This window comes from Pseudomonas sp. CNPSo 3701 (assembly GCF_028674975.1).
GTDB classification, from domain to species: Bacteria; Pseudomonadota; Gammaproteobacteria; order Pseudomonadales; family Pseudomonadaceae; genus Aquipseudomonas; species Aquipseudomonas straminea.
On record NZ_JAQZSI010000001.1, the window covers coordinates 611,880 to 634,657 of the forward strand.

Annotated in this window: 25 protein-coding genes and 1 pseudogene; 1 reads left to right on the plus strand and 25 read right to left on the minus strand. The window is 66.8% G+C overall.

Annotated elements, in window-relative coordinates; all coding sequences use genetic code 11:
* Positions 1-191 precede the first annotated feature (191 nt).
* The 6 genes from PVA39_RS02765 to PVA39_RS02790 are packed head-to-tail and all read right to left on the minus strand — an operon-like array spanning position 192 to position 4,559.
* Positions 192-743, minus strand: coding sequence for a hypothetical protein (locus PVA39_RS02765; protein ID WP_274122711.1), 552 nt, complete (start codon positions 741-743; stop codon positions 192-194).
* The gene (locus PVA39_RS02770; RefSeq protein WP_274122712.1) at positions 740-1,846 is read right to left on the minus strand and encodes a beta-ketoacyl synthase N-terminal-like domain-containing protein; all 1,107 of its coding nucleotides are present in this window, start codon (positions 1,844-1,846) and stop codon (positions 740-742) included. Before PVA39_RS02770 ends, PVA39_RS02765 begins: the two co-directional genes overlap by 4 nt.
* Entirely contained in the window at positions 1,843-2,109 is a 267-nt protein-coding gene (locus PVA39_RS02775; protein ID WP_013789565.1) for an acyl carrier protein, read from the minus strand. The genes PVA39_RS02770 and PVA39_RS02775 overlap by 4 nt, the downstream gene beginning before the upstream one ends.
* Positions 2,091-3,278 carry an ABC transporter permease gene (locus PVA39_RS02780; RefSeq protein ID WP_274122713.1) on the minus strand — a complete coding sequence of 396 codons (1,188 nt, stop codon included), beginning with the start codon at positions 3,276-3,278 and terminating at the stop codon, positions 2,091-2,093. The genes PVA39_RS02775 and PVA39_RS02780 overlap by 19 nt, the downstream gene beginning before the upstream one ends.
* The gene (locus tag PVA39_RS02785; protein ID WP_274122714.1) at positions 3,275-4,159 is read right to left on the minus strand and encodes an ABC transporter ATP-binding protein; all 885 of its coding nucleotides are present in this window, start codon (positions 4,157-4,159) and stop codon (positions 3,275-3,277) included. Before PVA39_RS02785 ends, PVA39_RS02780 begins: the two co-directional genes overlap by 4 nt.
* Positions 4,152-4,559, minus strand: coding sequence for a beta-hydroxyacyl-ACP dehydratase (locus PVA39_RS02790; protein WP_274122715.1), 408 nt, complete (start codon positions 4,557-4,559; stop codon positions 4,152-4,154). The genes PVA39_RS02785 and PVA39_RS02790 overlap by 8 nt, the downstream gene beginning before the upstream one ends.
* A gap of 85 nt (positions 4,560-4,644) precedes the next feature.
* On the opposite strand from PVA39_RS02790, the gene PVA39_RS02795 reads away from it, so the two are divergent.
* Complete coding sequence (locus PVA39_RS02795; protein WP_274122716.1) at positions 4,645-5,172, plus strand: methyltransferase family protein; 528 nt, start codon at positions 4,645-4,647, stop codon at positions 5,170-5,172.
* Between the two features lie 541 nt (positions 5,173-5,713).
* Here PVA39_RS02795 and PVA39_RS02800 read toward each other — a convergent pair.
* From PVA39_RS02800 to PVA39_RS02890, 19 genes and pseudogenes are all read right to left on the minus strand, one after another.
* Positions 5,714-6,154, minus strand: a complete 441-nt coding sequence (locus PVA39_RS02800) for a hypothetical protein (RefSeq protein ID WP_013789571.1) — start codon at positions 6,152-6,154, stop codon at positions 5,714-5,716.
* 18 nt (positions 6,155-6,172) lie between these two features.
* On the minus strand, positions 6,173-6,574 hold the full coding sequence (locus PVA39_RS02805) for a hypothetical protein (protein WP_274122717.1): 402 nt from the start codon (positions 6,572-6,574) through the stop codon (positions 6,173-6,175).
* Positions 6,575-6,601: 27 nt separating this feature from the next.
* Positions 6,602-7,828: a beta-ketoacyl-ACP synthase gene (locus PVA39_RS02810; RefSeq protein WP_274122718.1), complete on the minus strand. Its 1,227-nt coding sequence runs from the start codon at positions 7,826-7,828 to the stop codon at positions 6,602-6,604.
* 16 nt (positions 7,829-7,844) lie between these two features.
* On the minus strand, positions 7,845-8,573 hold the full coding sequence (fabG, locus tag PVA39_RS02815) for a 3-oxoacyl-ACP reductase FabG (RefSeq protein ID WP_013789574.1): 729 nt from the start codon (positions 8,571-8,573) through the stop codon (positions 7,845-7,847).
* Positions 8,573-9,037, minus strand: a complete 465-nt coding sequence (locus PVA39_RS02820) for a hotdog family protein (RefSeq protein ID WP_274122719.1) — start codon at positions 9,035-9,037, stop codon at positions 8,573-8,575. The genes fabG and PVA39_RS02820 overlap by 1 nt, the downstream gene beginning before the upstream one ends.
* Positions 9,034-10,227, minus strand: a complete 1,194-nt coding sequence (locus tag PVA39_RS02825; protein WP_274122720.1) for a beta-ketoacyl-[acyl-carrier-protein] synthase family protein — start codon at positions 10,225-10,227, stop codon at positions 9,034-9,036. The genes PVA39_RS02820 and PVA39_RS02825 overlap by 4 nt, the downstream gene beginning before the upstream one ends.
* On the minus strand, positions 10,224-10,703 hold the full coding sequence (locus PVA39_RS02830; RefSeq protein WP_274122721.1) for a DUF3261 domain-containing protein: 480 nt from the start codon (positions 10,701-10,703) through the stop codon (positions 10,224-10,226). Before PVA39_RS02830 ends, PVA39_RS02825 begins: the two co-directional genes overlap by 4 nt.
* On the minus strand, positions 10,700-11,422 hold the full coding sequence (locus PVA39_RS02835; RefSeq protein ID WP_274122723.1) for a class I SAM-dependent methyltransferase: 723 nt from the start codon (positions 11,420-11,422) through the stop codon (positions 10,700-10,702). Before PVA39_RS02835 ends, PVA39_RS02830 begins: the two co-directional genes overlap by 4 nt.
* A 10-nt stretch (positions 11,423-11,432) precedes the next feature.
* Positions 11,433-12,677 (minus strand): NAD(P)/FAD-dependent oxidoreductase, encoded by a 1,245-nt coding sequence (locus tag PVA39_RS02840; RefSeq protein WP_274122724.1) that lies wholly within the window; start codon positions 12,675-12,677, stop codon positions 11,433-11,435.
* Positions 12,664-13,812, minus strand: a complete 1,149-nt coding sequence (locus PVA39_RS02845) for a sodium:proton antiporter (protein ID WP_274122726.1) — start codon at positions 13,810-13,812, stop codon at positions 12,664-12,666. Before PVA39_RS02845 ends, PVA39_RS02840 begins: the two co-directional genes overlap by 14 nt.
* Entirely contained in the window at positions 13,809-16,145 is a 2,337-nt protein-coding gene (locus tag PVA39_RS02850; RefSeq protein WP_274122727.1) for an MMPL family transporter, read from the minus strand. The genes PVA39_RS02845 and PVA39_RS02850 overlap by 4 nt, the downstream gene beginning before the upstream one ends.
* Positions 16,135-16,743 carry an outer membrane lipoprotein carrier protein LolA gene (locus PVA39_RS02855; RefSeq protein WP_274122728.1) on the minus strand — a complete coding sequence of 203 codons (609 nt, stop codon included), beginning with the start codon at positions 16,741-16,743 and terminating at the stop codon, positions 16,135-16,137. The genes PVA39_RS02850 and PVA39_RS02855 overlap by 11 nt, the downstream gene beginning before the upstream one ends.
* Positions 16,740-17,165 (minus strand): acyl-CoA thioesterase, encoded by a 426-nt coding sequence (locus PVA39_RS02860; RefSeq protein WP_093500269.1) that lies wholly within the window; start codon positions 17,163-17,165, stop codon positions 16,740-16,742. The genes PVA39_RS02855 and PVA39_RS02860 overlap by 4 nt, the downstream gene beginning before the upstream one ends.
* Before the next feature lie 41 nt (positions 17,166-17,206).
* Positions 17,207-18,667: pseudogene (locus PVA39_RS02865) on the minus strand (HAL/PAL/TAL family ammonia-lyase); the annotation flags it as partial.
* Positions 18,648-19,583: a glycosyl transferase gene (locus PVA39_RS02870; protein WP_274122731.1), complete on the minus strand. Its 936-nt coding sequence runs from the start codon at positions 19,581-19,583 to the stop codon at positions 18,648-18,650. The pseudogene PVA39_RS02865 and the gene PVA39_RS02870, both read right to left, overlap by 20 nt.
* Complete coding sequence (locus PVA39_RS02875; protein WP_274122733.1) at positions 19,583-20,326, minus strand: glycosyltransferase family 2 protein; 744 nt, start codon at positions 20,324-20,326, stop codon at positions 19,583-19,585. The genes PVA39_RS02870 and PVA39_RS02875 overlap by 1 nt, the downstream gene beginning before the upstream one ends.
* A complete protein-coding gene (locus PVA39_RS02880) occupies positions 20,323-21,981 on the minus strand; it encodes an acyl-CoA synthetase family protein (RefSeq protein ID WP_274122735.1) in 1,659 nt (552 codons plus the stop codon). Before PVA39_RS02880 ends, PVA39_RS02875 begins: the two co-directional genes overlap by 4 nt.
* Positions 21,978-22,523, minus strand: a complete 546-nt coding sequence (locus PVA39_RS02885) for a hypothetical protein (protein WP_274122736.1) — start codon at positions 22,521-22,523, stop codon at positions 21,978-21,980. The genes PVA39_RS02880 and PVA39_RS02885 overlap by 4 nt, the downstream gene beginning before the upstream one ends.
* A complete protein-coding gene (locus PVA39_RS02890) occupies positions 22,520-22,777 on the minus strand; it encodes an acyl carrier protein (RefSeq protein WP_027903856.1) in 258 nt (85 codons plus the stop codon). Before PVA39_RS02890 ends, PVA39_RS02885 begins: the two co-directional genes overlap by 4 nt.
* Position 22,778 lies beyond the last annotated feature (1 nt).

Below are 22,778 nucleotides of genomic sequence, written 5' to 3' on the forward strand. Positions count from 1 at the left end.
GGGCCCGCCGCGAAGGGCCATCCCTGGCCCATCGCGGCTCTCGCGACATCCATGTCGCTCAACCCTCTCCACACCGATTCAACTCGGCCTCCTGAAGGGGCAATTGGTGTCGCCTGCTAATTTTGTGGCTTAAGAAGCACTAAAAGCCAAAGCGGCTAAACGGCCGCTTCCGCCACCAAACGCCCGCCGCTTTACAGCTGCAACTCCAGCACATCGATCCCCGCTGTTAGCTCGGCAAAATCCACCGCCCGGCTTGGCCCTTCGATCAGTACCGCCTGGGCCTCGAACTTGTCGTCTTCATCGATCATCACTAGCAGCGCCTGGCCGATCAGGCCGTCGGCCAGGTCGAGGCTGGCCAGGGCCTGCAGATGTTTCCACACATTGGGGCCGGCGCCGATGAACAGGTTCGGGCCTTCCAGGCCCAGTTGCGCGGCGACGTGAAAGCCGGCGGCGTTGCTGACGCTGTTGACGAATTCGAAGGGCTTGGGTTGCAGCTGGTGCACGCACACGCTGTCGAGCAGCGAGCCCATGGTGGCCCGCGCCGGATGGCAGGAGGCCAGGTACAGGCCGCAGTCACGGCGGATCTTGGTCTTGAGCGGCGCGGTGCATAGCAGCGCCTGGAGGATCAGCCGATCGATGCGACGTGGTGTGGTCGGCAGCCAGTTGATCAGCGCGGCTTTCAGGTCCTTGTCGGTGTCCTGTGCGTCGCCGCTTACGCTGCAGGCTGCGATGGTTGGATTCATGGTGCGTCTCCCGCGCCGCGTTGCAACACCAGGCTGGCGTTGTTGCCGCCGAAGCCGAAGTAGTTGGCCAGCAGCAGGCTGCCTTCGCTGATCGCCAGTGGTTCGCTCGGCAGCGGCAGCAGCGCGTCACCAGCGTAATTGCAGGCGGGCAGGTGGGCGAGGTTTTCCACCAGCAGCAGGGTTTCGGTCAGGCCGCAGGCGCCCAGGGTGTGGCCGAGCCAGGGCTTGAGTACACAGAGCGGCGGCAGCGCGTCGCCGAACAGCAGGCTTACGCCGTTGCTTTCGGCGCGGTCGTTGGCGCCGGTGGCGGTGCCGTGGGGCTTGACCAGGCCGATCTGCGTGGCATCCACGCCAGCGCTGCGCAGGGCTTGGCGCATCACCCATTCGATATGGCTGCCGTCTTCGCGGGTATTGGTCAGGCTGCTGGTGTCGCAGGCGCTGAAGCCGCCAAGCAGGCGTGCTAGCGGCGCCGGGCCGGGCTCCAGGGCCAGCAGGGTGGCCGCGTAGGCTTCGCCGAGCACCAGGCCATCGCGTTGCGGATGAAAAGGCCGGTACTCGCCGCTTGGCGAGACCAGGCCCAGAGCGCCAAAGCCCTGCTGAGCGATGGCGCTGGGTGTTTCGAAGGCCAGCACCAGCACCCGCCGATAGGGCCCGGCAGCGAGCATCCGGGCGCCGTAGAGCAGGCCGTTGGCGGCGCTGGTGCAGGCGGTGTTGAGGGTGAAGGCATCATTGAAGCCCCAACGCTGGCGCAAGCGGTCAGCGATCAGGTCGAGGGAGGTCGAGTGGTCCGGGTGAAAGCCGCCATTTGCGGCGGCCTGGGCCTCCAATTCGTCGATATCCAGGCTGGTGCTGGCGACGATCAGCAGACAGTCGTCCAGCGCGCCGGGCGCGTCGCCCAGGGTTTCGCGGATCAGCCGGTCGAAATGCTCGCTTGGGGTTTCGTCGCTAGTCACGGCCAGGTAAGGCCGTGGCTCCTGCAGCTCGTGCAGCATCAGGGTGTCGGCAGTTGGCCGCACGCCGCTACGCAGCGCGGCGTTGGCGGCGGGCAGGTCGGCGCCGAGCGCGCTGTGCAGGGCGCCGCGCTGCAGGTAAACGGGCGTCACGCCTGTTGCCTGATAAAAGCCGCGATGCTGGCGATGCTATTGAGAATGCGGCGGCCATCCTGGGCGCCTTCGATGCGCACCCCGTAGTGCTGCTGCAGCGCCAGGGAGACCTGCAGGGCGTCGAGGCTGTCCATCTGGATGCGGCTCTGCTGGCCGAACAGCGGTTCGTCGTCGGTAATGCTCTGCCAGTCGATATCGTCTTCTTTGTCGCACTCGCGAATCAGCAATTGCTTGAGCTTTTCTTCTAGTAGTGTGTGGTCCATTGCGTTTGCTGTACTCGTTGGTGAAACAGGAACAGGCCGCTGATGCCGGCTATCGCTGCAAACAGCAGCAGGCGCGCGCACCAGGGGGCTACGTCGTTCAGTGAGCCGTGGCCCACCAGCAGGGTGAGAAAGGCGTCCAGTGCCCAGCTCATCGGAGATACTTCTGCCAGTTGGCGCATGGCCTCGGGCATCACGCTCTTGGGCACCATGATGCCGCCGATGGCTGCGAGGATGATATTGATCCCGCCGCCAAGCAATAGGGCTTGTTCACTGCTGCGCGCCAGGGCGGCCAACAGCAGGCCCAGGCTGGTGGTGGCCAGGGCCACGCTGATGGCCAGCCAGGCATAGGCAAGCAGGCTGCCGTTGAGTTCCAGCGCCGGCAGGCCGACCAGTGGCAAGCCGTGCACGCCGATGCTCAGCAGCACCGCGAACTGCACCAGATTGATGGCCAGATACGGCAGCACCTTGCTCGTCGCCAGGGTGCCGAGCCCCAGGCCCAGGCAACGGAAGCGCAGCAGCGCGCCGCTCTGCTGCTCGCGCTGGAAGCTGCCGGCCATTGGCAGCATCACGAAGAACATGCCGAAGATCAGCCAGGCCGGTACGCTCATCTGCGTGGCGTTGGCCTGGGCGCTGAGGTCGCCGCTGGCCAGGCGTTCCTGCTCGTCGATGCGGCTTTCGGTGCGTTGCTGGATCAGTTCGAGCTGCTCGGAGCGGGACAGGCCGTCCTGCAGTGCGCCGCTGTCCTGCAGATAGGCGAGCAGCCGGGTCTGCGCCAGGGCGATGGTCACCGCGCCATGCAGACGCTGGCGCGAGAGGCGGTCGAACTGGGCGGGGAAACTCAGGGTCGGGCCCTGATGCGGCGTATCCAGCAAGTGCTGGTCGAAGCCTTCGGGCAGGCTGATGCGCGCCATCTGCGCCGGGCCGTTTTCGAGCAACTGGCTGTCCGGCAGCTGCGCCTGCAGGGCGTCGTGGAAGAAGCGGCTGGACTCACTCTGCTGCGGGGCTTCCAGCACCAGCTGCAGTGGCGGCAGACGGTCCTGCAGGTAGCTGGACATGGCGCCGGCCATGATCACCAGAAACAGCGTCGGCATCAGGAACAGCACGGCCAGGGCGTGAGGGTCGCGCGCCAGCAGGAGGATTTCCTTGCGAATCAGGGCGCGCAGTCTCATAGGCGACCTCCGTTGAGACGCAGGTACAGCTGCTCCAGGGACGGCCGGCCGAAGCGCAGCAGGCTGGGCGCTTGCGGCTGTGCGGCGATGAGGCGGGTGATCGCCAGCAGCTGTTCGACGTTCAGCGCGGCGACGCGCAGGCCATCCGGCGTGGGCTCGGCGCTCAGCCCGAGCTCGGCCAGCAGCGCCGGCAAGGCTTGCGGCACACCCTCGGGCCATTCCAGAAACAGCCCCGGCTGGTCGCCGAGCAACTGGCGCGTGTCGACATCCAGCTGCACACGGCCTTCGTGCAGCAGCAGGATGCGGTCGGCGACCTTTTCCACTTCATCCAGGTAATGGCTGGTGTAGATCACCGCCTTGCCATCGGCGGTCAGCTGCTGCACAGCGTCGAGCAGCAACTGCCGGCTGGCGGCGTCGACGCCCACGGTGGCCTCGTCGAACAGGTACAGCTGGGCCGGTTGCAGCAGACCGATGGCAAAGTTGAGGCGCCGCTGCTCGCCGCCGGACAGCCGCTGCGCCCGGCGTTCGAGCTTGTCTTCCAGGGCCGTGCTGGCGATGCAGCGATCCAGGTGCTGGCTCCGCTCGCTGCCGCGCAACCCATAGAGATCGGCGAACAGCGCGAGGTTTTCTCTCACCTTCAGCCCGGCGTAGAAGGCCAGTTGCTGCGGCACCAGGCCCAGGCGTCGCTCGCCCTGCCAGACGATCTCGCCGCTAAGCGGCTGCAGCACGTTGCTGAGAAGCGACAGCAGGGTGGTCTTGCCGGCGCCGTTGCTGCCGAGCAAGCCTAAACACTGGCCTGCCTGCAGATGCAGGTCGATATCCTGCAGCGCCGGTTGCACGGCACCGGGGTAGCGGTAGGCAAGCTTGCTGAGTTCAAGCACGGACGAGCACCAGCAGCAGTTTGCCGTCGAGCAACAGGCGATCACCTTCGCACAGGCTGAAGCCGTAAAGGGCGCCCGCCGGGCTCAATGCTTCCTGGGTCGCGCTGACCAGCAGGGCGCCGTCACGCTGTGTGGGCTGATAGTGCAGCTGCACCTGCGAGAGTTTGCCGACCAGGGCCATTTCGATGGCGCAGTCGTTGCCGTATAAGGCACCATGCGCGGCACATAATTGGGCCGCTGCCTCGAACAGCAGGCAGGGCGAGGCGTTTTCGCCAAGATTCTCGAGGTAATGCCAGTCGCTCAGTCCGCGAATGCCAGTGGCGTCGTGGTCGAGCAGGGCGTCCAGCCAGAGCGCCTGGCCCTGGTGCGGCAGCAGTGAGTGCAGTTGGGTGCGATCCATGGCGGGCGTCTGGCATGCGAGCGCAGCAGTGTAACAGAGGGAATTGGGGGGCAAGCGAGTGGGCGGTTGGCAATTGGTGGTTTTCGTGGGGCTGAGCATTGCCCTGACGCTCGTATCCTGGCGCTCTCTGGGCAACCCGCGTAGCCATGGCTTCTATCGCTACTTCGCCTGGGAAGTGATGCTGGTGATGCTGGTGCTCAACGCGCCATTCTGGTTCGAGAACCGCGCCGCCGTGCATCAGCAGATTTCCTGGGTATTGCTGACCACCTCGCTGGCGGTGCTGTTCGCCGGCGTATCCCAGATGCGCCGCTTCGGGCGGGCCGACGAGCGCCGTCAGGATGACGAGCTGTTCGCCTTCGAACGCACCTCGCAACTGGTCACCAGCGGCATCTTCGCCTACATCCGTCATCCGATGTACTGCTCGCTGCTGCTGCTGGCCTGGGGCATCGCCTGGAAGCAGCCAGGTGCCCTGGTCATGCTGCTGGCCGTGGTGGCCAGCGTGCTGCTATGGCTCGCCGCGCGCGTTGAGGAACGCGAGTCGCTGGCCTATTTCGGCGACGCCTATCGTGCCTATATGGCGCGCAGCCGGATGTTCGTGCCCTATATCTTCTGAAAGCCCGTTTATATTGTTTCGCTACAGATTCGCCGATTTTGGCAGCTAAGTGGCGGGAGTGGAGGTAAGACCTCTATTTGTGGGAGCGGGCCATGCCCGCGAAAATAATGGGCATAGCCCATTCCCACGATGGGTTCGCCAGCACTACCGAGTTGCCTATGTGCTCGGTTCCGCTCTGACGAGCGGGTTACTTTTGGCATCGCCCCAAAAGTAACCAAAAGGTCTAGCCCCGACATCCGGCCCCAGCTGCGCTGGGGTTCCCTCATTGCATCGTCGTTCCGGGGGCCGGCCTGGAAGGGCCATCCCTGGCCCATCAGGCCTCTCGCCGCATCCATGCGGCTCGTCCCCCTACACAACGATTCCATTCGGCCTCCTGAAGGGGCGATTGGTGTCGCTTGCTAATTTTGTGGCATGAGGAGCACCAAAAGCAGAAGCGGCCGAACGGCCGCTTCTGCCTTGAAGTTGCCGCTTCATGCGCAAAGATCTTGAACAGGTTCTGAGCCGACGCGCCGCAAGGCTGAGCTTGCGGCGCATCACGGGCTTACTTGACGCTCGCGTACTTACCCTTCAGCGCGACGCCCGCCATGATGGCGCCGGCGTGGCATTCGAACTTGCTGTTGTCGCGGTATTCCTGGTTTTTGTAGTTGCTGGCCAGGTCGACCACGGCGTTGGCGCCGGCGGCCTTGGCCGAGTTCTGCAGCTTGATCAGGGCCGATTGCAGCACCCAGCGGCAGGCTTCTTCGTCGGTCTTGTTGAAGGCGTTGGTCTTCTGGCTGGTGGTGACGTTGGCGTTGATGATCTTGGCGCCGGCCGGGGTCTTGTTCAGGTAGAACTTCACCGAGCCGTCCAGGCGGCCGGCCTGGGTGGCTTCGTTGACCACCGACTGGAAGTCCAGGAAGTGGGCGGTGTCACGGGCCTGGCTGACTGCAGGCAGCAGGGCGGCGGTAAGCAGAGCAGCAGCGGTCAAACGTTTCGCGTTCATCGGGTTTCTCCTGGGGTGTCACTGGGTCTTTGGAAGGGAAGGACGGTGCACTTCCTGCTGGATGGTGCGGTCGAGCTTGCGCACCCATTTGTTGTAGGCGCGGTGGATGGTGCCGTCGTGATAATCGAGGTTCTGGCTGTCGCGGTACTGGATCGCGTAGGTCGACGCTGTGTAGGGAATGGTGATGTCGGCCTGGTGCCCGCGGCGCGTGTACTGCGCCATGATCTGCCCGCGGTCGGCGCGCTCCACCTTCCACTTGCGGCGCTCGAGGGCGGTGAGGATTGCCCGGCGCATGTCGTCCTCGCCTTTCGCCACGGTAGGGGGCACGCTGCTGTTGATGTTCATCACGGGTTTGGCGCTACAGGCGGCAATGCCCAGCAGCAGTACGGCAAGCAGGGCGAAGCGGTTGAAACGAGACATCATCCTTGGTCCTTGTCTTGAGAAAGGTCAGCGCCAGCGGCGGAAGATCAGCGAGGTGTTGACCCCGCCAAAAGCGAAATTGTTGTTCATCACGTATTCGTGGCTCATCTCGCGGAATTCGCCGCGCAGGTAGTCCAGCTCGCCGCAGGCCGGGTCGATGTGATCCAGGTTGAGGGTGTGCACGTAGCTGTCGCGGTTGAGCATCTCGATGCTGAACCAGGACTCCAGCGCGCCGCAGGCGCCCAGGGTGTGGCCGAAGTAGCTCTTCTGCGAGCTGATCGGCATGCGTGGGCCGAACAGGCTGCTGGTGGCTTGGGTTTCGGCGACGTCGCCCTGTTCGGTGGCGGTGCCGTGACCATTGACGTAGCCGATGGCCTCGGGCGCCAGCGCGGCATCTTCCAGGGCCAGCTCCATGGCCCGGCGCATAGTGCTCTGCACCGGCTTGGTGGCGTGCTGGCCGTCGGCATTGCAGCCGAAGCCGACGATCTCGGCGTGGATGATGGCGCCGCGTGCCAGGGCGTGCTCCAGCTCCTCGAGCACCAGCATGCCGGCGCCCTCACCGATCACCAGGCCGTCACGGCCGCTGTCGTAGGGGCGCGGGCTGGTGTGCGGCGCGTCGTTTTTCAGGCTGGTCGCATACAGCGCATCGAACACCATCGCTTCGGTCGGGCACAGCTCCTCGGCGCCGCCGGCGAGCATCAGCGGCAGGCGGCCGAACTTGATCGCCTCGTAGGCGTAGCCGATGCCCTGGCTGCCGCTGGTGCAGGCGCTGGAGGTGGGAATCAGCCGGCCGGTGAGGCCGAAGAAGATGCTGATGTTGGCCGCCGTGGTGTGCGGCATCATGCGGATGTAGGAGTTGGCGTTGAGGCCGTCGGCCACCGAATTGAGCAGCATGTTGCCGAATGCCTTGATCTCCTCGGTGCTGCCGGTGGACGAGCCGCAGGCCACGCCCATGCGCCCGTCCTTTATGCTGTCGTCATCCAGCAGGCCGGCATCGGCCAGGGCGCGTTCGGCGGCGTACACCGACAGGCGCGACACGCGGCCCATGCTGCGCAGCTGTTTGCGGGTCCAGCTCGATGGCACGACGAAGTCGTCCACCGGGCCGCCCAGGCGGGTGTTCAGCTCGCTGAAGCGATTCCACTCGTGCATCACGCGGATGCCGCTGCGGTTGGCGCGGAAATTCGCCGCGATGCTGTCCCAGCTGTCGCCCAGGGAGGTGATGCCGGCCATGCCGGTTACGACTACGCGTTTCATGCCACTTCGCTCTCTTTCAACACAGACCGCCGTTCACGGCGATCACCTGGCGGGTGATGTAGGCCGCCTCTTCGGACATCAGAAAATTCACCGTGCCGGCCACTTCCTCGGGGGTGCCCATGCGCGCGGCCGGCACCATCTTGAGAATCTCCTCGAGCGGTACGTGCTCGTCGAGAATCTCGGTGTCGATCAGCCCCGGCGCCACGCAGTTGACGGTGATCTTGCGCTTGCCCAGCTCGATCGCCAGGGCCTTGGCGGCACCGATGATGCCGGCCTTCGAGGCACTGTAGTTGACCTGGCCGCGGTTGCCGATCAGCCCGGAAACCGAGGTGATACAGACGATACGCCCTGGCTTGCGGCGACGCACCATCGGCATGGTCAGCGGGTGCAGCACGTTGTAGAAACCATCCAGGTTTGTGCGCAGCACCACATCCCAATCTTCCTCGCCGAGGGCCGGGAAGGCGCCGTCGCGGGTCAGCCCGGCGTTGCACACCACGCCGTAGTAGGCGCCGTGGCTTTCCACGTCGGCTTCCAGGGCGTTGCGGCAGGTTGCCCGATCGGCGACGTCGAATTGCAGGATGCGCGCCTTCTGGCCCATGGCCTCGATCTCGCGCTGCACCGCTTCGGCCTCGTCGCGGCGCGAGCGGCAGTGCAGCACCAGGTCGAAACCGGCGCGCGCCAGGCGCAGGGCGATGGCACGACCGATACCGCGGCTCGATCCGGTGACCAGAATGGTCTCGCTCATTAAGAGGGCTCCTGAAGTGGGGGTTCTTGGATATAGGTGGACACGTCGCGGGGCTGGAACACGTTGAGCCGCGCCTCGACCAGAATGCCCGGGCCTTCGAGGCGGCATTCGAATACGCACATGCCGTTGTCGTCCTGCAGGGACCGGTTGGCGTGGATCAGCAGGGTGCTGCCGGCCGGAAAACGGTCGACGTTGCAGCTGAAGTTGCGGGTGCCGAGCAGAAAGCCCAGCTCCACCGGCAGGCCCTGTTCACGGGCATGGCAACCGGCGAACGCGGCCACGCTCTGTGCCATCAGCTCGATGCCGACCGCGGCGGGCAGGCTGCCGTCGGCCTGGCTGAACAGGCTGTTCGGGCGCACCACCAGGCGGGTGTCGATATGGTCGGCGCCGAACGCCAGCACCTCGTCGATCAGAATCATGTCGCCAGCGTGGGGCACCAGCTCGGCGACGGGCCAGACACTCACGGCAGGTCTCCCAGGATCAAGGAAATGTTGTTGCCGCCAAAGGCGAACGAATTGCTCATCAGATAACGCCGCTCGGCCGCCGGCAACTGCTCGCCAGCGCCGGCCAGCTTGAGGCGTGGCAGCGCTGGATCGGCCTGGCCGTCCCAGACGTGCGGCGGCAGGCGGTTGGCGGTGTTGTAGGTCGATAGCGTCAGCCAGCAGAAGGCCGCCTCCAGCGCGCCGGCAGCGCCCAGGGTGTGGCCGGTTAGCGGCTTGCTCGACGAGCAGGGCACACCGGCCGGGAACAGCTGCGCTACCGCCAGGCTTTCCATGGCGTCGTTGTGCGGCGTGGCGGTGCCGTGCAGGTTGAGGTAGCCGATCTGCTCGGCGGCTACTCCGGCGGCGGCCAGCGCCTGGCGCATCGCCTGCTGGGCACCGAGGCCCTCGGGATGCGGCGCGGAAATGTGGTGGGCGTCGGAGGTGGCGCCGCCACCGAGCAGGCCGATGCCGGGGCCCTGTTCGGCGCGGGTCATCAGAAACAGCGCGGCAGCCTCGCCGATATTGATGCCGTGGCGGTTGGCCGAGAACGGGTTGCAGCGCTCGTCGGACACCGCTTCCAGGCTGGCGAAGCCGTTCAGGGTCAGTTTGCACAGGCTGTCCACGCCGCCGCACAGCACCGCATCGCACACGCCCATGCGCAGCAGGCGCTGGGCGGCGAGCAGGGCGCGGCCGCTGGAGGTGCAGGCGGTGGACTGGCAATACGCCGGGCCAGTCAGGCCCAGCCAATCGGCCAGGAAATTGGCCGGCGCGGCGATCTCCTGGCGGCTGTAACGGTAGGCGGCCGGCAGCTCACCGCTGTGCACGTACTCGGCGATATGCTCGCCGGCTTCGGCGATGCCCGAGGTGCTGGTGCCGAGCACCACGGCGATGCGACTGGCGCCGTAGGTGGCGATGGCGGCCTGGATGTTATCATGGATTTCCAGGGCGGCGGCCAGCAGCAGCCGATTGTTGCGGCTGTCGGCCTCCTCGAAGCCCGCCGGCATCTCCGGCAGCGGCGCAGCCACCGCGCCGACGGTTACGTTGCGCTCGGGGATCCAGCCGGCCTGGGGTTGCATGCCGTGGGTGCTGCCGGCGAACAGGGCCTCGGCCACTGCCTGCTTGCCCTGGCCCAGGGCGCAGACCACGCCGAGGGCGTCGAGTCGAGCGGTCATGGTTGCGTCTCCAGGGGGCGCACGCGGTATTGCTGCGTGGTATTGCTCAGTTCGATGGCCTGCCCGGCGCCATAGCGGATGCGCCAGTCCGGGGCCAGTTGACGGCCCTCGGCGCCTTGTCGCCAGCCTTTATCGGCATAACTGCCGGCCAGTTGAGCATCCGGGGTGAGGGCGAACAGCAGGGCGGCGAACAGCTCGCGGGCCGCGGGGTTGGGTGGCAGCAGGCCGTCATTGTGCCAGACGCCGCCGGCCAGCGATTGCCGGGCCAGTGGGACGCCGAGCGGGTCGAACAGCGACCAGCGCAGGGCCGCGCCCTCGGCCTGGATCACCAGCAGCCAGTCCTGGCCGTCGGCGGTGCTGACCTGCAGCGACACCGGTAGCGGCTGCGCCAACTGCGGCGTGGTGGCGGGCAGCGGCGTGCGGGCGGCGCAGGCCGTCAGCAGCAGGATGCAGGCAAGGGTCAGCAGGCGTTTCATGCAGGCTCCAGCGGTTTGCGCACCGCGGCGTTGACCAGGGTTTCGTTGCGCTGGCCGAACGGCTTGGCCTTGCGCAGACCTGAGCGCTCCAGCAGGCCGAAATCCTCCGAGCGGCTCCACCACAGGTACGGATAGGAGACGTTGCGTTCGCTGAGTTCGAAGCCCTGCTGGCGCAGCATGGCCAGGTACTCGTCGGCGCTCTTCTGCACCTCCATGGGGTGGCGGAACAGCCAGCGGATCACCCAGGTGTCGATGTAGTACTTGGTCGACTCGGCGAACAGCAGCAGGCCGCCGGGCTTGAGCACGCGCCAGAACTCGGCCAGCGCCTGCTCCTGCTCGACCAGATGATGGAAGGTCTGATGGCAGAAGACGATATCCACGCTGGCGTCGGGCAACCTGATCGCCGCGCAGTCGCTGGCGATCAGTTGCACGTCCAGGCCCAGGCGCTCAGCCTCGGCGCCCGAGCATTCGAGGCTGTGCGGGTCGGCGTCCAGGCCGATGATGCGCGCCGGGTTGAAGGCGCGCTGCAGCAGGCCGAACGACTTGCCCTGGCCACAGCCGGCATCAAGCAGCACCGGCGCGATCGGCAGCGGGCCGTCGATCAGCCCGCGTAGGTCATCGATGGCCACGCGCAGCACATGGTGCTGCCACACGTGGCTGCGCAGGAACCAGAAACCGAAACCGGTTTCCTCGACGTAGGTGGGTGCGGCGCGATCCATCGCGATCTCCTCAGGCATTGGCGCACACTTCGGCGAGCACCCGCAGGCGGCGCTTGGGCTCGGCGACATAGGGGTTGCGCTGGTCCCAGGCGTAGCCAGCGAGGATCGAGCTGATCATGACGCGGATATCCGGCGAAGCCTTGGGGTAGTAGATGACGTCCTGGAAGCTGCCGTCGTACCAGCCTTCGACGTACACACGGAAGGTGTCGACGCCGCGCTTGAGCGGGATGGCGAAGTCCTGCTCCCAGTCCACGGTCTCGCCGCTCAGCTGGCGGTGCAGCAGGTTGGCGGCCATGCTCGCCGAGCGCATGGCGATGGTCACGCCCGAGCTGAATACCGGGTCGAGGAATTCGGCAGCGTTGCCCAGGAGCGCGAAGCCTTTGCCGTGCAGTGCCTTGACGTTGGCCGAGTAACCCTTGATCTCGCGCACCGGGGTGTCCCACACGGCATTGCCGAGCACCTTGGCCAGGCTCGGCGTTTCGGCGACGAACTGCTTGAGCGCAGCGTCCATGTCCTCGGGGTAGCCGTCGAAACGCTCGGCCAGGCCGACCACGCCGAGGGAGCAGCGGCCGTTGCTGAACGGAATGGTCCAGAACCACACGTCGCGCAGGCTGGCGTGGGTGGTGATGAGGATCTTCTCGCGGTCGAAGCCCGGGTGGTCGATGCGGTCTTCGATATGGGTGAAGAGCGCCTTGCGCATCGGCAGGTTGGACGGCAGTTCCAGATCCAGCAGGCGCGGCAGCAGGCGACCGTAGCCGCTGGCGTCGAGCACGAAGGTGCAGCGCACCTGGTACTCGTGGCCGTCGGTCAGGCGGCGTACCGACAGCAGCGGCTGCTCGCCGCTGAAGTCCACGGCGACGATTTCTTCTTCGTAGCGAATGGTCACGCCCTGGCGCTCGGCTTCGTCGGCCAGCACCTTGTCGAAATCGGCACGCTGCACTTGGTAGGTCGAGCCGAAGCTCTTGGTGAAGGTCTCGCGGAAATCGAAGTCGGTGTAGCGATCACCCCAGGCGAAGGCCGCGCCGTGCTTGGTCTGGAAGCCCGCCGCACGCACCGCGTCGATCATCCCGGCTTCCTCGACGAAGTCCAGGCAGTGCGACAGCAGGCTCTCGCCGATCGAGAAGCGCGGGAAGCGCTGGCGTTCGAGGATCAGCACCTCGTGGCCCTTGCGCTTGAGGATGGCGGCGGCAATCGCGCCGGCCGGGCCGGCACCGGCTACGACGATCTGATGCTGTTGGAATTCAGGAGATTTCATAACGGCTTTTCGCCTCGCTCGGGTAAGCGCGCCGACCCATCACGGCGGGCAGCAGGGTGGAGAACAGGCTCATCAGCAGCAGTCCGAAATACACCATGGCGTCGATCAGCTGCAGGTGCAGGAGCAAATTGAGGAATACGATTTCGGTCAGCCCGCGGATGTTCAGCAGCAGGCTTTCCTGCCACTTGATCCGCGCCGGCGCCTGCGGCTCGGCCCAGTGCAGGCCCAGCCAGCTGCCGAGCACCTTGCTGAGCACCGGCGCCACCAGCAGTACACCGACGGCGAACCAGGAGTCGGCCGCACCGATGCCGTGAAAGTCCACGCGCAGTACGCCGCAGGTGAGGATCAGCGGTACCGCCAGGCCGTTCATCAGCAGCTTCCACTGGCGCTGCGGCAAGGGCAGCTTGAAGGGTATGCGAATCGCCGCCAGGCACAGCATATAGGCGATGCCGAACACCAGGGCGTTGAGTGCCATGCTGTGCAGCAGCACCATCAGGGCGAAGAACGGCAGGCTGTAGAACAGCGGCTGACGAAGTTTGAGCAGATTCAGCGCCAGCGGCAGCGCCGCGGCCAGCAGTGGCCACAGCAGGCTGGCCGGATGGCTGCTGCCCTGGGCCAGGCCGAACAGGCTCCAGCACATGAAGTCCATGAGAATCGCCGCGTGCAGCAGGCGTTTGGTGGCCGCCTGCGGGTAGCCGATGCTCTGCAGGAACAGGTACAGCACCGGAATCGCGGTGATCGAGAACAGCAGGCCGATACCGACCGCGCTCAGCCAGCTGTAATCACCCGGCAGCACCCACAGGGCGCAGGCCAGGCCGGCCAGCAGCGGAATGAGAAAGCTCGGCAGGGCGATCTTCAGGCACACCGGGCTCAGCTCCAGGTCGATCACGTCGCTGAGGATGTAGCCCAGCAGCAGGGCGAAGCACAGACCGTAGAGCAGGTCGACCCAGGTCGGCGCCAGCAGATCGGCCGCCGTGAGCTGCAGGTAAGGCTCCGCCCAGCCGAGCAGCAGGACAGGAATCGCCAGGCTGGCGACCAGCAACTGGCCGACGATGGGAATCAGCCGGCGGCCGCCGAGGATGCCGACCAGGGCATAGAGCGCCAGCGCCAGCAGCCAGAAGCCGAGCACGCTCATGGCTGGGCCTCCGCAGTGTGGCGCGGCGCCGCCCAGGGCGAGAGCAGGAAGCAGAACATCAGGCCCAGGCTGATGGCCAGGCCGAAGTTGGCGATGGCGGGCGTCTGGCTGATCAGCAGCAGGCCGAACGATAGCCAGCTGGAGACCGCCGACAGCAGCGTGCCGAGCAGGCTGACCGCCGGCCCGCCGATGTTCTCGCGCATCAGGATGGCGTAATCGACGCCGATGGCGGTGATCAGCAGCAAACCGAACAGGCTGAACAGCGTCAGCGGCTGCCCCAGCCAACCCAGGCAGGCCAATGCCGCCAGCGCGGCCAGCAGCGGCAGGCAGACCACCCGCAAGGCGCCGCCGATGCCGAACGGGATGCACAGCAGCAACACGATGGCCAGGCAGGAAATCAGCTTGAGTTCGGCGGCGCTGACCTGGGTGGCGGCGAACAGGCGGTTCAGCTCGCCGAGGCGGTCGACCAGCTGCACACCGTCCAGGCCATCGGCGGCACCTTGCAGCACGGCGCTATCGGTCTGCCCCTGCAGGCTGACGATGGCGGCCACGTCCTGTTCGTCACAGCCCAGCCACAGCGCCCGCCAGGGCTCGGCCAGTGGGCTGGCGAGGGCCTGTTCCAGACTGGTCTGGGGTTGCTCCAGCAGTTGCTGCAGCTCGGCCTGCAAGGCCTCGACGGGAATGCCCAGCGCCAGCAGTGGCTGCCAATGCGCCGGCAGCGTACGCAGGGCTGTGCGGGTGGCCTGCAATTGGTCGGCGGGGGCGAGCAACTGATTGAGCGACAGGTAGCTGCGCAGCTGGCCGCTGCTGACCAGGCCGTCGAGCCGTGCGCCGAGCGCCTGCTGGCGCTGCAGCAACTGCGCTTCATCGGATGCACGCACCAGGAAGAACTGGCTGGTGGGCTGCTGGCCGGTGAGTTCGACGATACGTTGCGACTGGGCGAACAGCGCGGGGTCCTTGCCCAGCCACTGGCGCAGGTCGTTCTGGCTGTGCAGCTGCCAGATACCGCCGGCGCAGAAGGCCAGGAACAGCGCCAGCAGCCAATAGGTGCCATGACCCTGGCGCAGGCGGCCATGCCAGCTCAGCGTACGCGTGGCCAGGGCCAGCAGGCGCGGCGCTGGGCGCAGCTGCATGCCGTTGAGCCAAGCGGGCAGCAGGCATACCGAACACAGGTAGGCGCCGATCAGCCCGGCGGCCGAGAACGCGGCGATCTGGGTCAGCGCCGGAAACGGCGTGAAAGCCAGCGCCAGGTAGCCCATCAGGTTGGTGCCCAGGCTCAGGCTCAGGCCCGGCAGGGTGCTGCGCAGGGCGCTCCAGCTGCGCCATTCGGCGTGGCCCCAGCTCTTGCTCAGGTAATGCAGCGGGTAGTCGGCGGCCACCCCGATCAGGCTGGCGCCGAGCACCAGGGTCAGGGCGTTGATCTGCCCGAAGATCAGCACGCAGGCGGCGCAACCGGCCACCAGCGCCACACCGATGGGCAGCAGGCTGAGCAGCACCCGCGGGCGGCGGAAACCGATCAGCAACAGCAACAGGGTGCCGAGACTGGCCGCGCCGCCGATCAGGGTCATCTCGCTCATCGCCTTGCTCTGGCCGGCGGCGGCATACAGCGCGCCACCGGTGGCGAGCAGTTGGCCGCCATCGGCCTCGACGCGCTGGCGAGCCGCCTCGATGCCCTGGGCGATGACCAGCGGTGACTGCATGTCGAAGGCGTCGCCACGGCTGCGCAGGTGCAGCACGGCCCAAGTCATGCTGGGCTCGCTGACCAGCAGCGCGCCGCTGGCCAGGTCCGGCTGCACCCGGCCGCCGAAGTTCAGGGCCTGCTGGGCGCGGGCGCCCAGGCCTAGCCAGTCCTGCTCCGGCGGCAGCAGGCTGAACGAGGCGAAGGGGTCGAAAAGTGCCGCGGCACGTTGCTCGATGAAGGCGTCCGGCTGCTCGACCAGCAACTGGCGGTCGGCGGCAGACAGCAGGTTCAGACGGCTTTCGCGCAGGTGCTGGCGCAGGGCGTCGAGGTCGCTGTCGAGCTGCCAGCGCACCTGGCCGAAATGACCGCTTTCCTGCCATTGCCGGCCCAGCTCGCCGGCCAGGGCGATCGCCCGTTCGCGCTGCGGATGGCCGACCAGCACCAACAGGTCATGCCGAATCGGCTCCTGCATACGCGCTTCGGCCTGTTGCAGGCGCGCGTCACCGGCGCCGCTGGGCAACAGGGCGAGGATGCTCGCCGCCACCGGCGGGCCGTTGCGCCACTGCCAGGCGGTCAGCGCCAGCAGCGCCAACAGCAGCACGGCGAACAGCCGCGGCAGGCGGCGTTCGATCAGGCGGTACTCAGTGCGCAAAATCGCTGCGCTCCTCGGCGCTCAAGACATCGCCGGCGATGCTGGCGGGCATGCGCAGCAGCGTGCGGTCGCCCTGGACTTCGTGCAGTTCGATACGCTCGACCAGCTCGCCACCGCCGATGTCGATGCGGCTGAACACCTGCTTGAGCAGCAGCGAGGTCGGCGTCAGGGTCAGGTTCCAGGCCTCGGCATCGCCGCTCAACTGCAGCTCGAAATTGCGTGCCAAGCCGCTGTGGTTGCCCTTGAGCACGTCGAGAAACAGCTTGCTCTGCTGGGCCGCCACGTCGCGCCCCGGCTGCATCTGCCAGCCATCGGCGGTGCGCTTGGCGATGCCGTTGGCGTCGATGCGGTAATCCTGCTTGAGCGGTTTTTCCAGCTTCCAAAGCAGGCCGGCATCGGCGGCCAGCACGAAGGTGCCGCTGCTGGTCAGCGGTTGCGGGAGGGCGCGCAGGTGCTTTTCCTGCACGAATGGACCACGCACCACGGGGTGTTGCGAGAGCTGTTGGCTCAGGGCATCGAGGGTGAAGGTATCGGCCTGGCTGACCAACGCGGTGAACAGCAGGCCGATCAGCAATGAGAAACGCGCCAGGGCTCTCATCCAATCACCCGCTGCACGGCATCGACAAACACCTTGGGCGAGGCCAGCTGCATTTCGCGGCTGGCGATTTCCACTGCGACCTGCACGCTGCTGCCGCGGGTCATGCGTTCGCCGGTGGCGGTGTCGCTGATCAGGTAGTGGATCTTCAGGCGGTTTTCCCACTCCACCAGATCGGCGCATACGCTGATGCGCTGGCCGAAGGTGGCGCCGCGGATGTAACGCAACTGCAGGTCGATCACCGGCCAGGCGTAGCCGCTGTCGCGCATCTGCGGGTAGCCGTGGTCGAGCTTGTCGAGCAGGGCACAGCGCGCCTGCTCGAAGTATTTGACGTAGTGGCCGTGCCAGACGATCTCCATCATGTCCACGTCGAAGAACGGCACGAGGATTTCCACCTCGGCCTGCAGAACGCCTTTAGCGCGCATGGGCGATGAGCTCCTCTGTCATGACATGGAATGTGGGAGCTCAGCGGCGGGAAGTCTTCACCCAGTTGCCCGTGCATCTCGGCCAGGGCTGCGGGCAGCACGGTGGCTTCGGCACGTTGGCGCAGCCATACGCCCTGGTTGGCGGCGATCAGCGTGGCGGCCGCGACCTGCTCGGCCAGCTCCAGGCTGCGCAGGGCGTCGCGGGCGGCGATGGTGCCCATGCTCACCTTGTCCTGGTTGTGGCACTCGGTGGAGCGCGAAAACACGCTGGCCGGCAGGGTGTTCTTCAGGGCTTCGGCGGTCCAGGCGCTGGCGCCGATCTGCACGGCCTTGAAGCCGTGGTTGATCATCGCGGTTTCCACGGGGGCGCCGGATAGGTTGCTCGGCAGGCCGTGGTTGTAGCGGGTGTCGACCAACAGGGCGAGTTGGCGGTCTAGCAGGTCGGCGAGGTTGCCGATCAGGTTCTTCAGGCTGTCCATGGCGAAGGCGATATGCCCGCCGTAGAAGTGCCCTCCGTGCAGCACGCGCTCTTCGTCCGGGTCGATGAGCGGGTTGTCATTGGCGCTATTCAGTTCGTTCTCGATGAACTGGCGCAGCAGGCCCAGGCTGTCGGCCAGCACGCCGAGCACGTGGGGCGCGCAGCGGATCGAGTAGCGGTCCTGCAGGCGATGCAGCGGCGCGGTCGGCGCGTCGATGGCCAGGTCCTGACGGATCCACGCGGCGACCTGGTTCTGGCCCGGGTGCGGCTTGGCGGCGAACAGGCGCTCGTCGAAGTGCTCCGGGTTACCCTGCAGGGCGATGACGTTGAGCGCGGTGATGCGCGTGGCCAGCTTGAGCAGGTAGTCGGCGCGCGAATAGGCCTGGCAGGCCAGAGCGGTCATCACCGCGGTGCCGTTCATCAGCGCCAGGGCTTCCTTGGGGCGCAGCACCAGGGGTGTCCAGCCCAGTTCGGCGTGCACGTCAGCGGCGCTGCGGCGCTCGCCGCGGTACATGACTTCACGCTCGCCACACAGGGTCGCGGCGATATAGGACAGCGGCGTCAGATCGCCGCTGGCGCCCACCGAGCCTTCTTCCGGGATCAGCGGCAGCACGTCGTGGTCGAGAAACGCCTGCAGGCGCTCGAGCAGTTCCAGGCGCACGCCGGACATGCCCTGGCACAGCGACTGCAAACGCGCGGCCAGCACCGCGCGGGTGGCCTGCTCGTCGAGCAGCTTGCCCAGGCCGCAGCCATGGAAGGTGTACAGGTGACGCGGCAGCGCCTCGACCTGGTGCAGCGGCACGGCCACCACGCAGGAGTCGCCGTAGCCGGTGGTGATGCCGTAGATCATGCCTTCACGGTCTAGCAGGCGGTCGACGAAACGCGCGCCGCGGGCGATGCGCTCGCGCCAGGCGGGGCTGTCGTCGAGCACGCCGCGCGCGCGGCGCTGGGCCAGGCTGACGATCTGCTCGAGACGCAGAGGCTGCGCGCCGAAATTCACGGTTTCAGGCTGCTGTGTTGTCATAGTCGTTCCAGAACGGATAGAAGTTGAACCACTGCTGTGGGGCTTGCAGGCAGCGTCCGGCGAGGTGATCGGCGTAGTGTTGCGCCCAGCCCTGAATCACTGCCTGGCGCTCGCTGCGCTTCCACTGCACGGCGTCGGTAAAGGGCTGCAGCATGACCTGATAGCGGCCGTCGATCTTCAGGCAGTCGATCAGGTTGACCGGGCAGCGCAACAGCCCGGCCAGCAGCCAGGGGCCTTGCGGTAGCGGTGCCGAGTGGCCGAGGAAATTGACATCGACGGTACGTTCGCCGTGCAGCGGCACGCGGTCGCCGGCAATCGCCAGCCACTCGCCGCGCTCCAGGTGCTCTGCCAGGCGCAGCATCACTGCCGGGTCCAGCTCGCTGACCTGGATCAGTCGCAGGTTGCTGGCGCCGCTTTCATTGAGCAGGCGGTTGAACTGTTCGGCGTGGCGGGTGTGCACCAGCACGTTCATGCGCACCCGGGCGCTCAGCTCGGCCAGGGCGCGGCACACTTCGAGGTTGCCCAGGTGGGCGCCGACCAGCAGCTGGCCGCGGCTGCCGTTCATCTGCCCGTGCAGGCCGTGGGGGTCGACCAGCTCGACGTCGCTCAGCTTGAGGCGGCCGCTCCACACATCGAGCTTGTCGAGCAGGCTGTCGGCGAAGGCCATGAACTGGGCGAACACCGAGCGGCGGCTCGGGTGCAGGTCGGGGCGTGCGCTCCACTCGGCGAGGTTGTGCTGGTACTGGTGAATGCTGCGCCGCGCCTTGCCGCCGGCCACGAAGAAGTAGGCGACGATCAGGTACAGCAGTGGGCTCAGCGCCCGGCGGCCGAGATGGCGGGCGGCCAGGGCGGTGAATTTCATCAGGGCGAAGCTGCCGCGCTCGCGCTGGCTGGCCCAGTGGCTGGAACGCTGCATCAGCGCCACCGTCGGTAGAGCAGCACGGGGGCGCGGCAGAGCATGCCGAAGAACAGCCGGGCGTGCATTTTCGAGATCAGCACGTTGTCCTGCCAGAGGCGGAAGTGCGAGACGCCGTCCTCGGGGTAGTGCACCCGGGTCGGCAGCCAGCGCATCGGCTGCCCGCGCCAGGAAAGGCGCACGAGGATCTCCGAGTCGAAATCCATGCGCTTGCCCAGTTTCGCCGAGTCGATCAGCGCCACGCTGGCGGCCAGCGGGTAGACCCGGAAGCCGCACATGGAGTCGCGAATCTCCAGCGACAGGCTGTTGATCCACACCCACACGTGGGTCAGGTAACGCGCGTACAGGCGGCCCTTGGGCACGCTGGCGTCGTACTGCGGATAGCCGCAGACGATGGCCTCGGGGTGGGCGCGAGATTCGTCAAGAAAGGCGCGCACCGCCTGCAGGTCGTGCTGGCCGTCGGCGTCCACCTGCAGGGCGTGGGTGAAGCCTAAGCGCTGCGCTTCACGCAGGCCGGCCATCACCGCGCCGCCCTTGCCCAGGTTCTCCGGCAGGCGCAGCAGATGGGTGTCGGCTTCACAAGCCAGGCGGTCGATCACCGCGGCGCAGCTTGGGCCTGAAGCGTCGTCGACCAGCAGACACGGCAAGCCGGCAGCCAGCAAACTGGCGACCACGCCAGGCAGAGGCCCCTCGTGGTTGTACACCGGAATCAGCGCGCAGGGGCGGTGTTGCACGGCAGTCATGGCGCCGCCTTGAGCAGAATGCGCCCGGACGAGCAATTGGCTTCGCCGCTGCGGAAGGTGAAGTACAGCTTGCTGCGCTCGGCGTCGAAACGCAGGGTCAGTTGCAGGCGGTCGCCGGGGCGCACCAGCTGCTGGAACTTGAGCACTTCCATGCCGCCGAACAGCGGCGGCAGGTCTTTGATCAGTTCGCGAGCCAGTTGCTGGGCCCAGTCGATCTGCACCACGCCCGGCAGCACCGGGGTGCCGGGGAAGTGGCCGCTGAAATGGGCCAGGTCCAGCGGCACGTCCAGCTCCAGATGCCATTCGCCGCCTTCTTCCCGGGCGCTGGCCGGCTCGACGCGGGTCGGGCGGGGGGCGGCCAGCAGGTCGTTGACCTGGGCCTGGCCCAACTTGCCTTGGCTGCTGTACGGCAGGTGCGGCAGCAATCGCCAGCGGCGTGGCAGGGCGATGGCCTCGCAGTGGCCGGCCAGGTGCTGGCGCAGGCCTTCGGTCAAGTGCCGACGGCCCTGATTACGCAGCGTATGGATGCCCTCCTGCGACAAGGCGACCAGTGCGCCGAGAAAGGCGCGACCCTGCTGCAGCACGCCCAGGCGTGCCTCGCTGACCCAGGCGTGCTGGGCCAGGGCCTGTTCGAGCAGGGGCAGGGAGATACGTTTTTCTTCCAGCTTGACGATACGGTCCAGGCGCGCGCCGAGGGTGAAGCGGCCGTCAGCGTCGATCTGCACGGCATCGGCCATCTGCTCCCAATGCCCAGTCGGCAGGTAGGGCGAGCCCAGGCGCAGGGCGCCTTCTTTGTTGACCTCGAGCTGCACGCCTGCGAATGGCTGCCAGTGCTGGCCACCCTGGCGCCAGCCGATGCCGCCGGTTTCCGAGCTGCCGTAGATTTCCGTCGGCCACTGGTCCAGGCGCTCGTGCACCGAGACGGCGGCGTCGGCCGGCAGTGCGCCGCCAGAGGAGAAAACCTGGCGCACGCGGCTCAGCGCCGCCCAGTCGAGGTTGTCGCCCATGCGCTTGAGCAGCGCCGGGCTGGTGATCCAGGCAAAGTTCGGGTGCGGCAGGCTAGCCAGCTGCAAGTCTTCTGGGAACGGTTGAGCCTTGGGCAGGAACACGCGGCCGGCGCACAGCGGCCAGAGCACGCGGAACAGCAGGCCGTAGATGTGCTGGGCGGCCACGCTGCCGATGATCAGCGCATCACCCAGGCGCTCGCCCCAAAGGGCTTGCAGCGCCTCGACTTCGTTGGCCAGTTGGCCGAGGCTTTTGTCGATCAGCTTGGGTTCGCCGCTGGAGCCGGAGGTGCACAGGGTCAGGCGGCAGCGCTCGCGGTCCAGCCGCTTGGCGGCAAGCGGCGCGGCAACAATCGTTTCGTCGAGCTGCTCGACCCACAGGTCGACCTGAGTGCCCAGGCGCTGGCGGGTCTGCGGCTGCGCATCGGCGGGCAGCAGCACGTGGATGTCGGCCTGCCAGGCGGCGAGCAGGGCGATGGCCAGCTCGGCGGCGTCCTGCAGATGCAGTGCGACGCGCTGCACGCCAGTGGTCTGCCAATGTGCGGCCAGGCACAAGGCGCGGCGGCGCAGCTCGGCGTGGTCGAGTTCGGGCGTTACCTGGCGGCTGGCGTCGGCCTCTAGCAGCAGGTCTTCGAGGTTCAGCCAGCTCATGCGGTTCTCCTTACACGTTGACGCACCAGCCATTCGCCGGCGAATAGCAGGCCCATCAGCAGGTAGGAAATCAGCCCGGTGTACAGCGCCCACCAGGACAGCGGTGCCCAGAGGTTCAGCGCCACCACCAGCAGGCCGTTGCTGAGCATGAACGCGGCCCACACCTCGGTGACGCGGCGGGTGTAGCGCACCGCCACCGGGGGCAGTTCGGGTTCTCGCAGGCGCGCCAGGCGTTCGGCCATCGGCATGCCGATCTTCAGGCTGCTGGCGAACAGCAGGCCGAGCAGCAGGCTGACCAGTACCGGATACCAACGCAGCAGCGCCGGCTCGTCGGCCAGCACCAGCAACAGGCAGAACACCAGCACGGCGCCGGTCATGCGCCGGCTGTTGCGGTCAGCCGGGTTGCTGAGCAGGCGCGCCAGCCACAGGCCGCCGAGCAGGGCGGCGAACAGCGTTGGCGACAGGTGCCCGGCGCCGAAATACACGGCGAACGGGTAGGCCACGCTGACCAGCGCGACCAATAGGCCGAACAGACGGCTCATGCCGGTTCCGCGTTGACCATCTGATAAACCGCCTCGACCACGTCGCCGACGGTGCGCACGGTTTTGAACGCCTCGGCGGCGATCTTCTTGCCGGTCTGGCGCTTGATGTGGTCGATCAGGTCGACGGCGTCGATGCTGTCGATCTCCAGGTCTTCGTACAGGTTGGCGTCCAGGCTGATGCGCTCGGGGCTCAGCTCGAACAGCTCTACCAGGGCGTCGCGCAAGGTGGCGAAGATTTCCTCACGGGTTTGCATG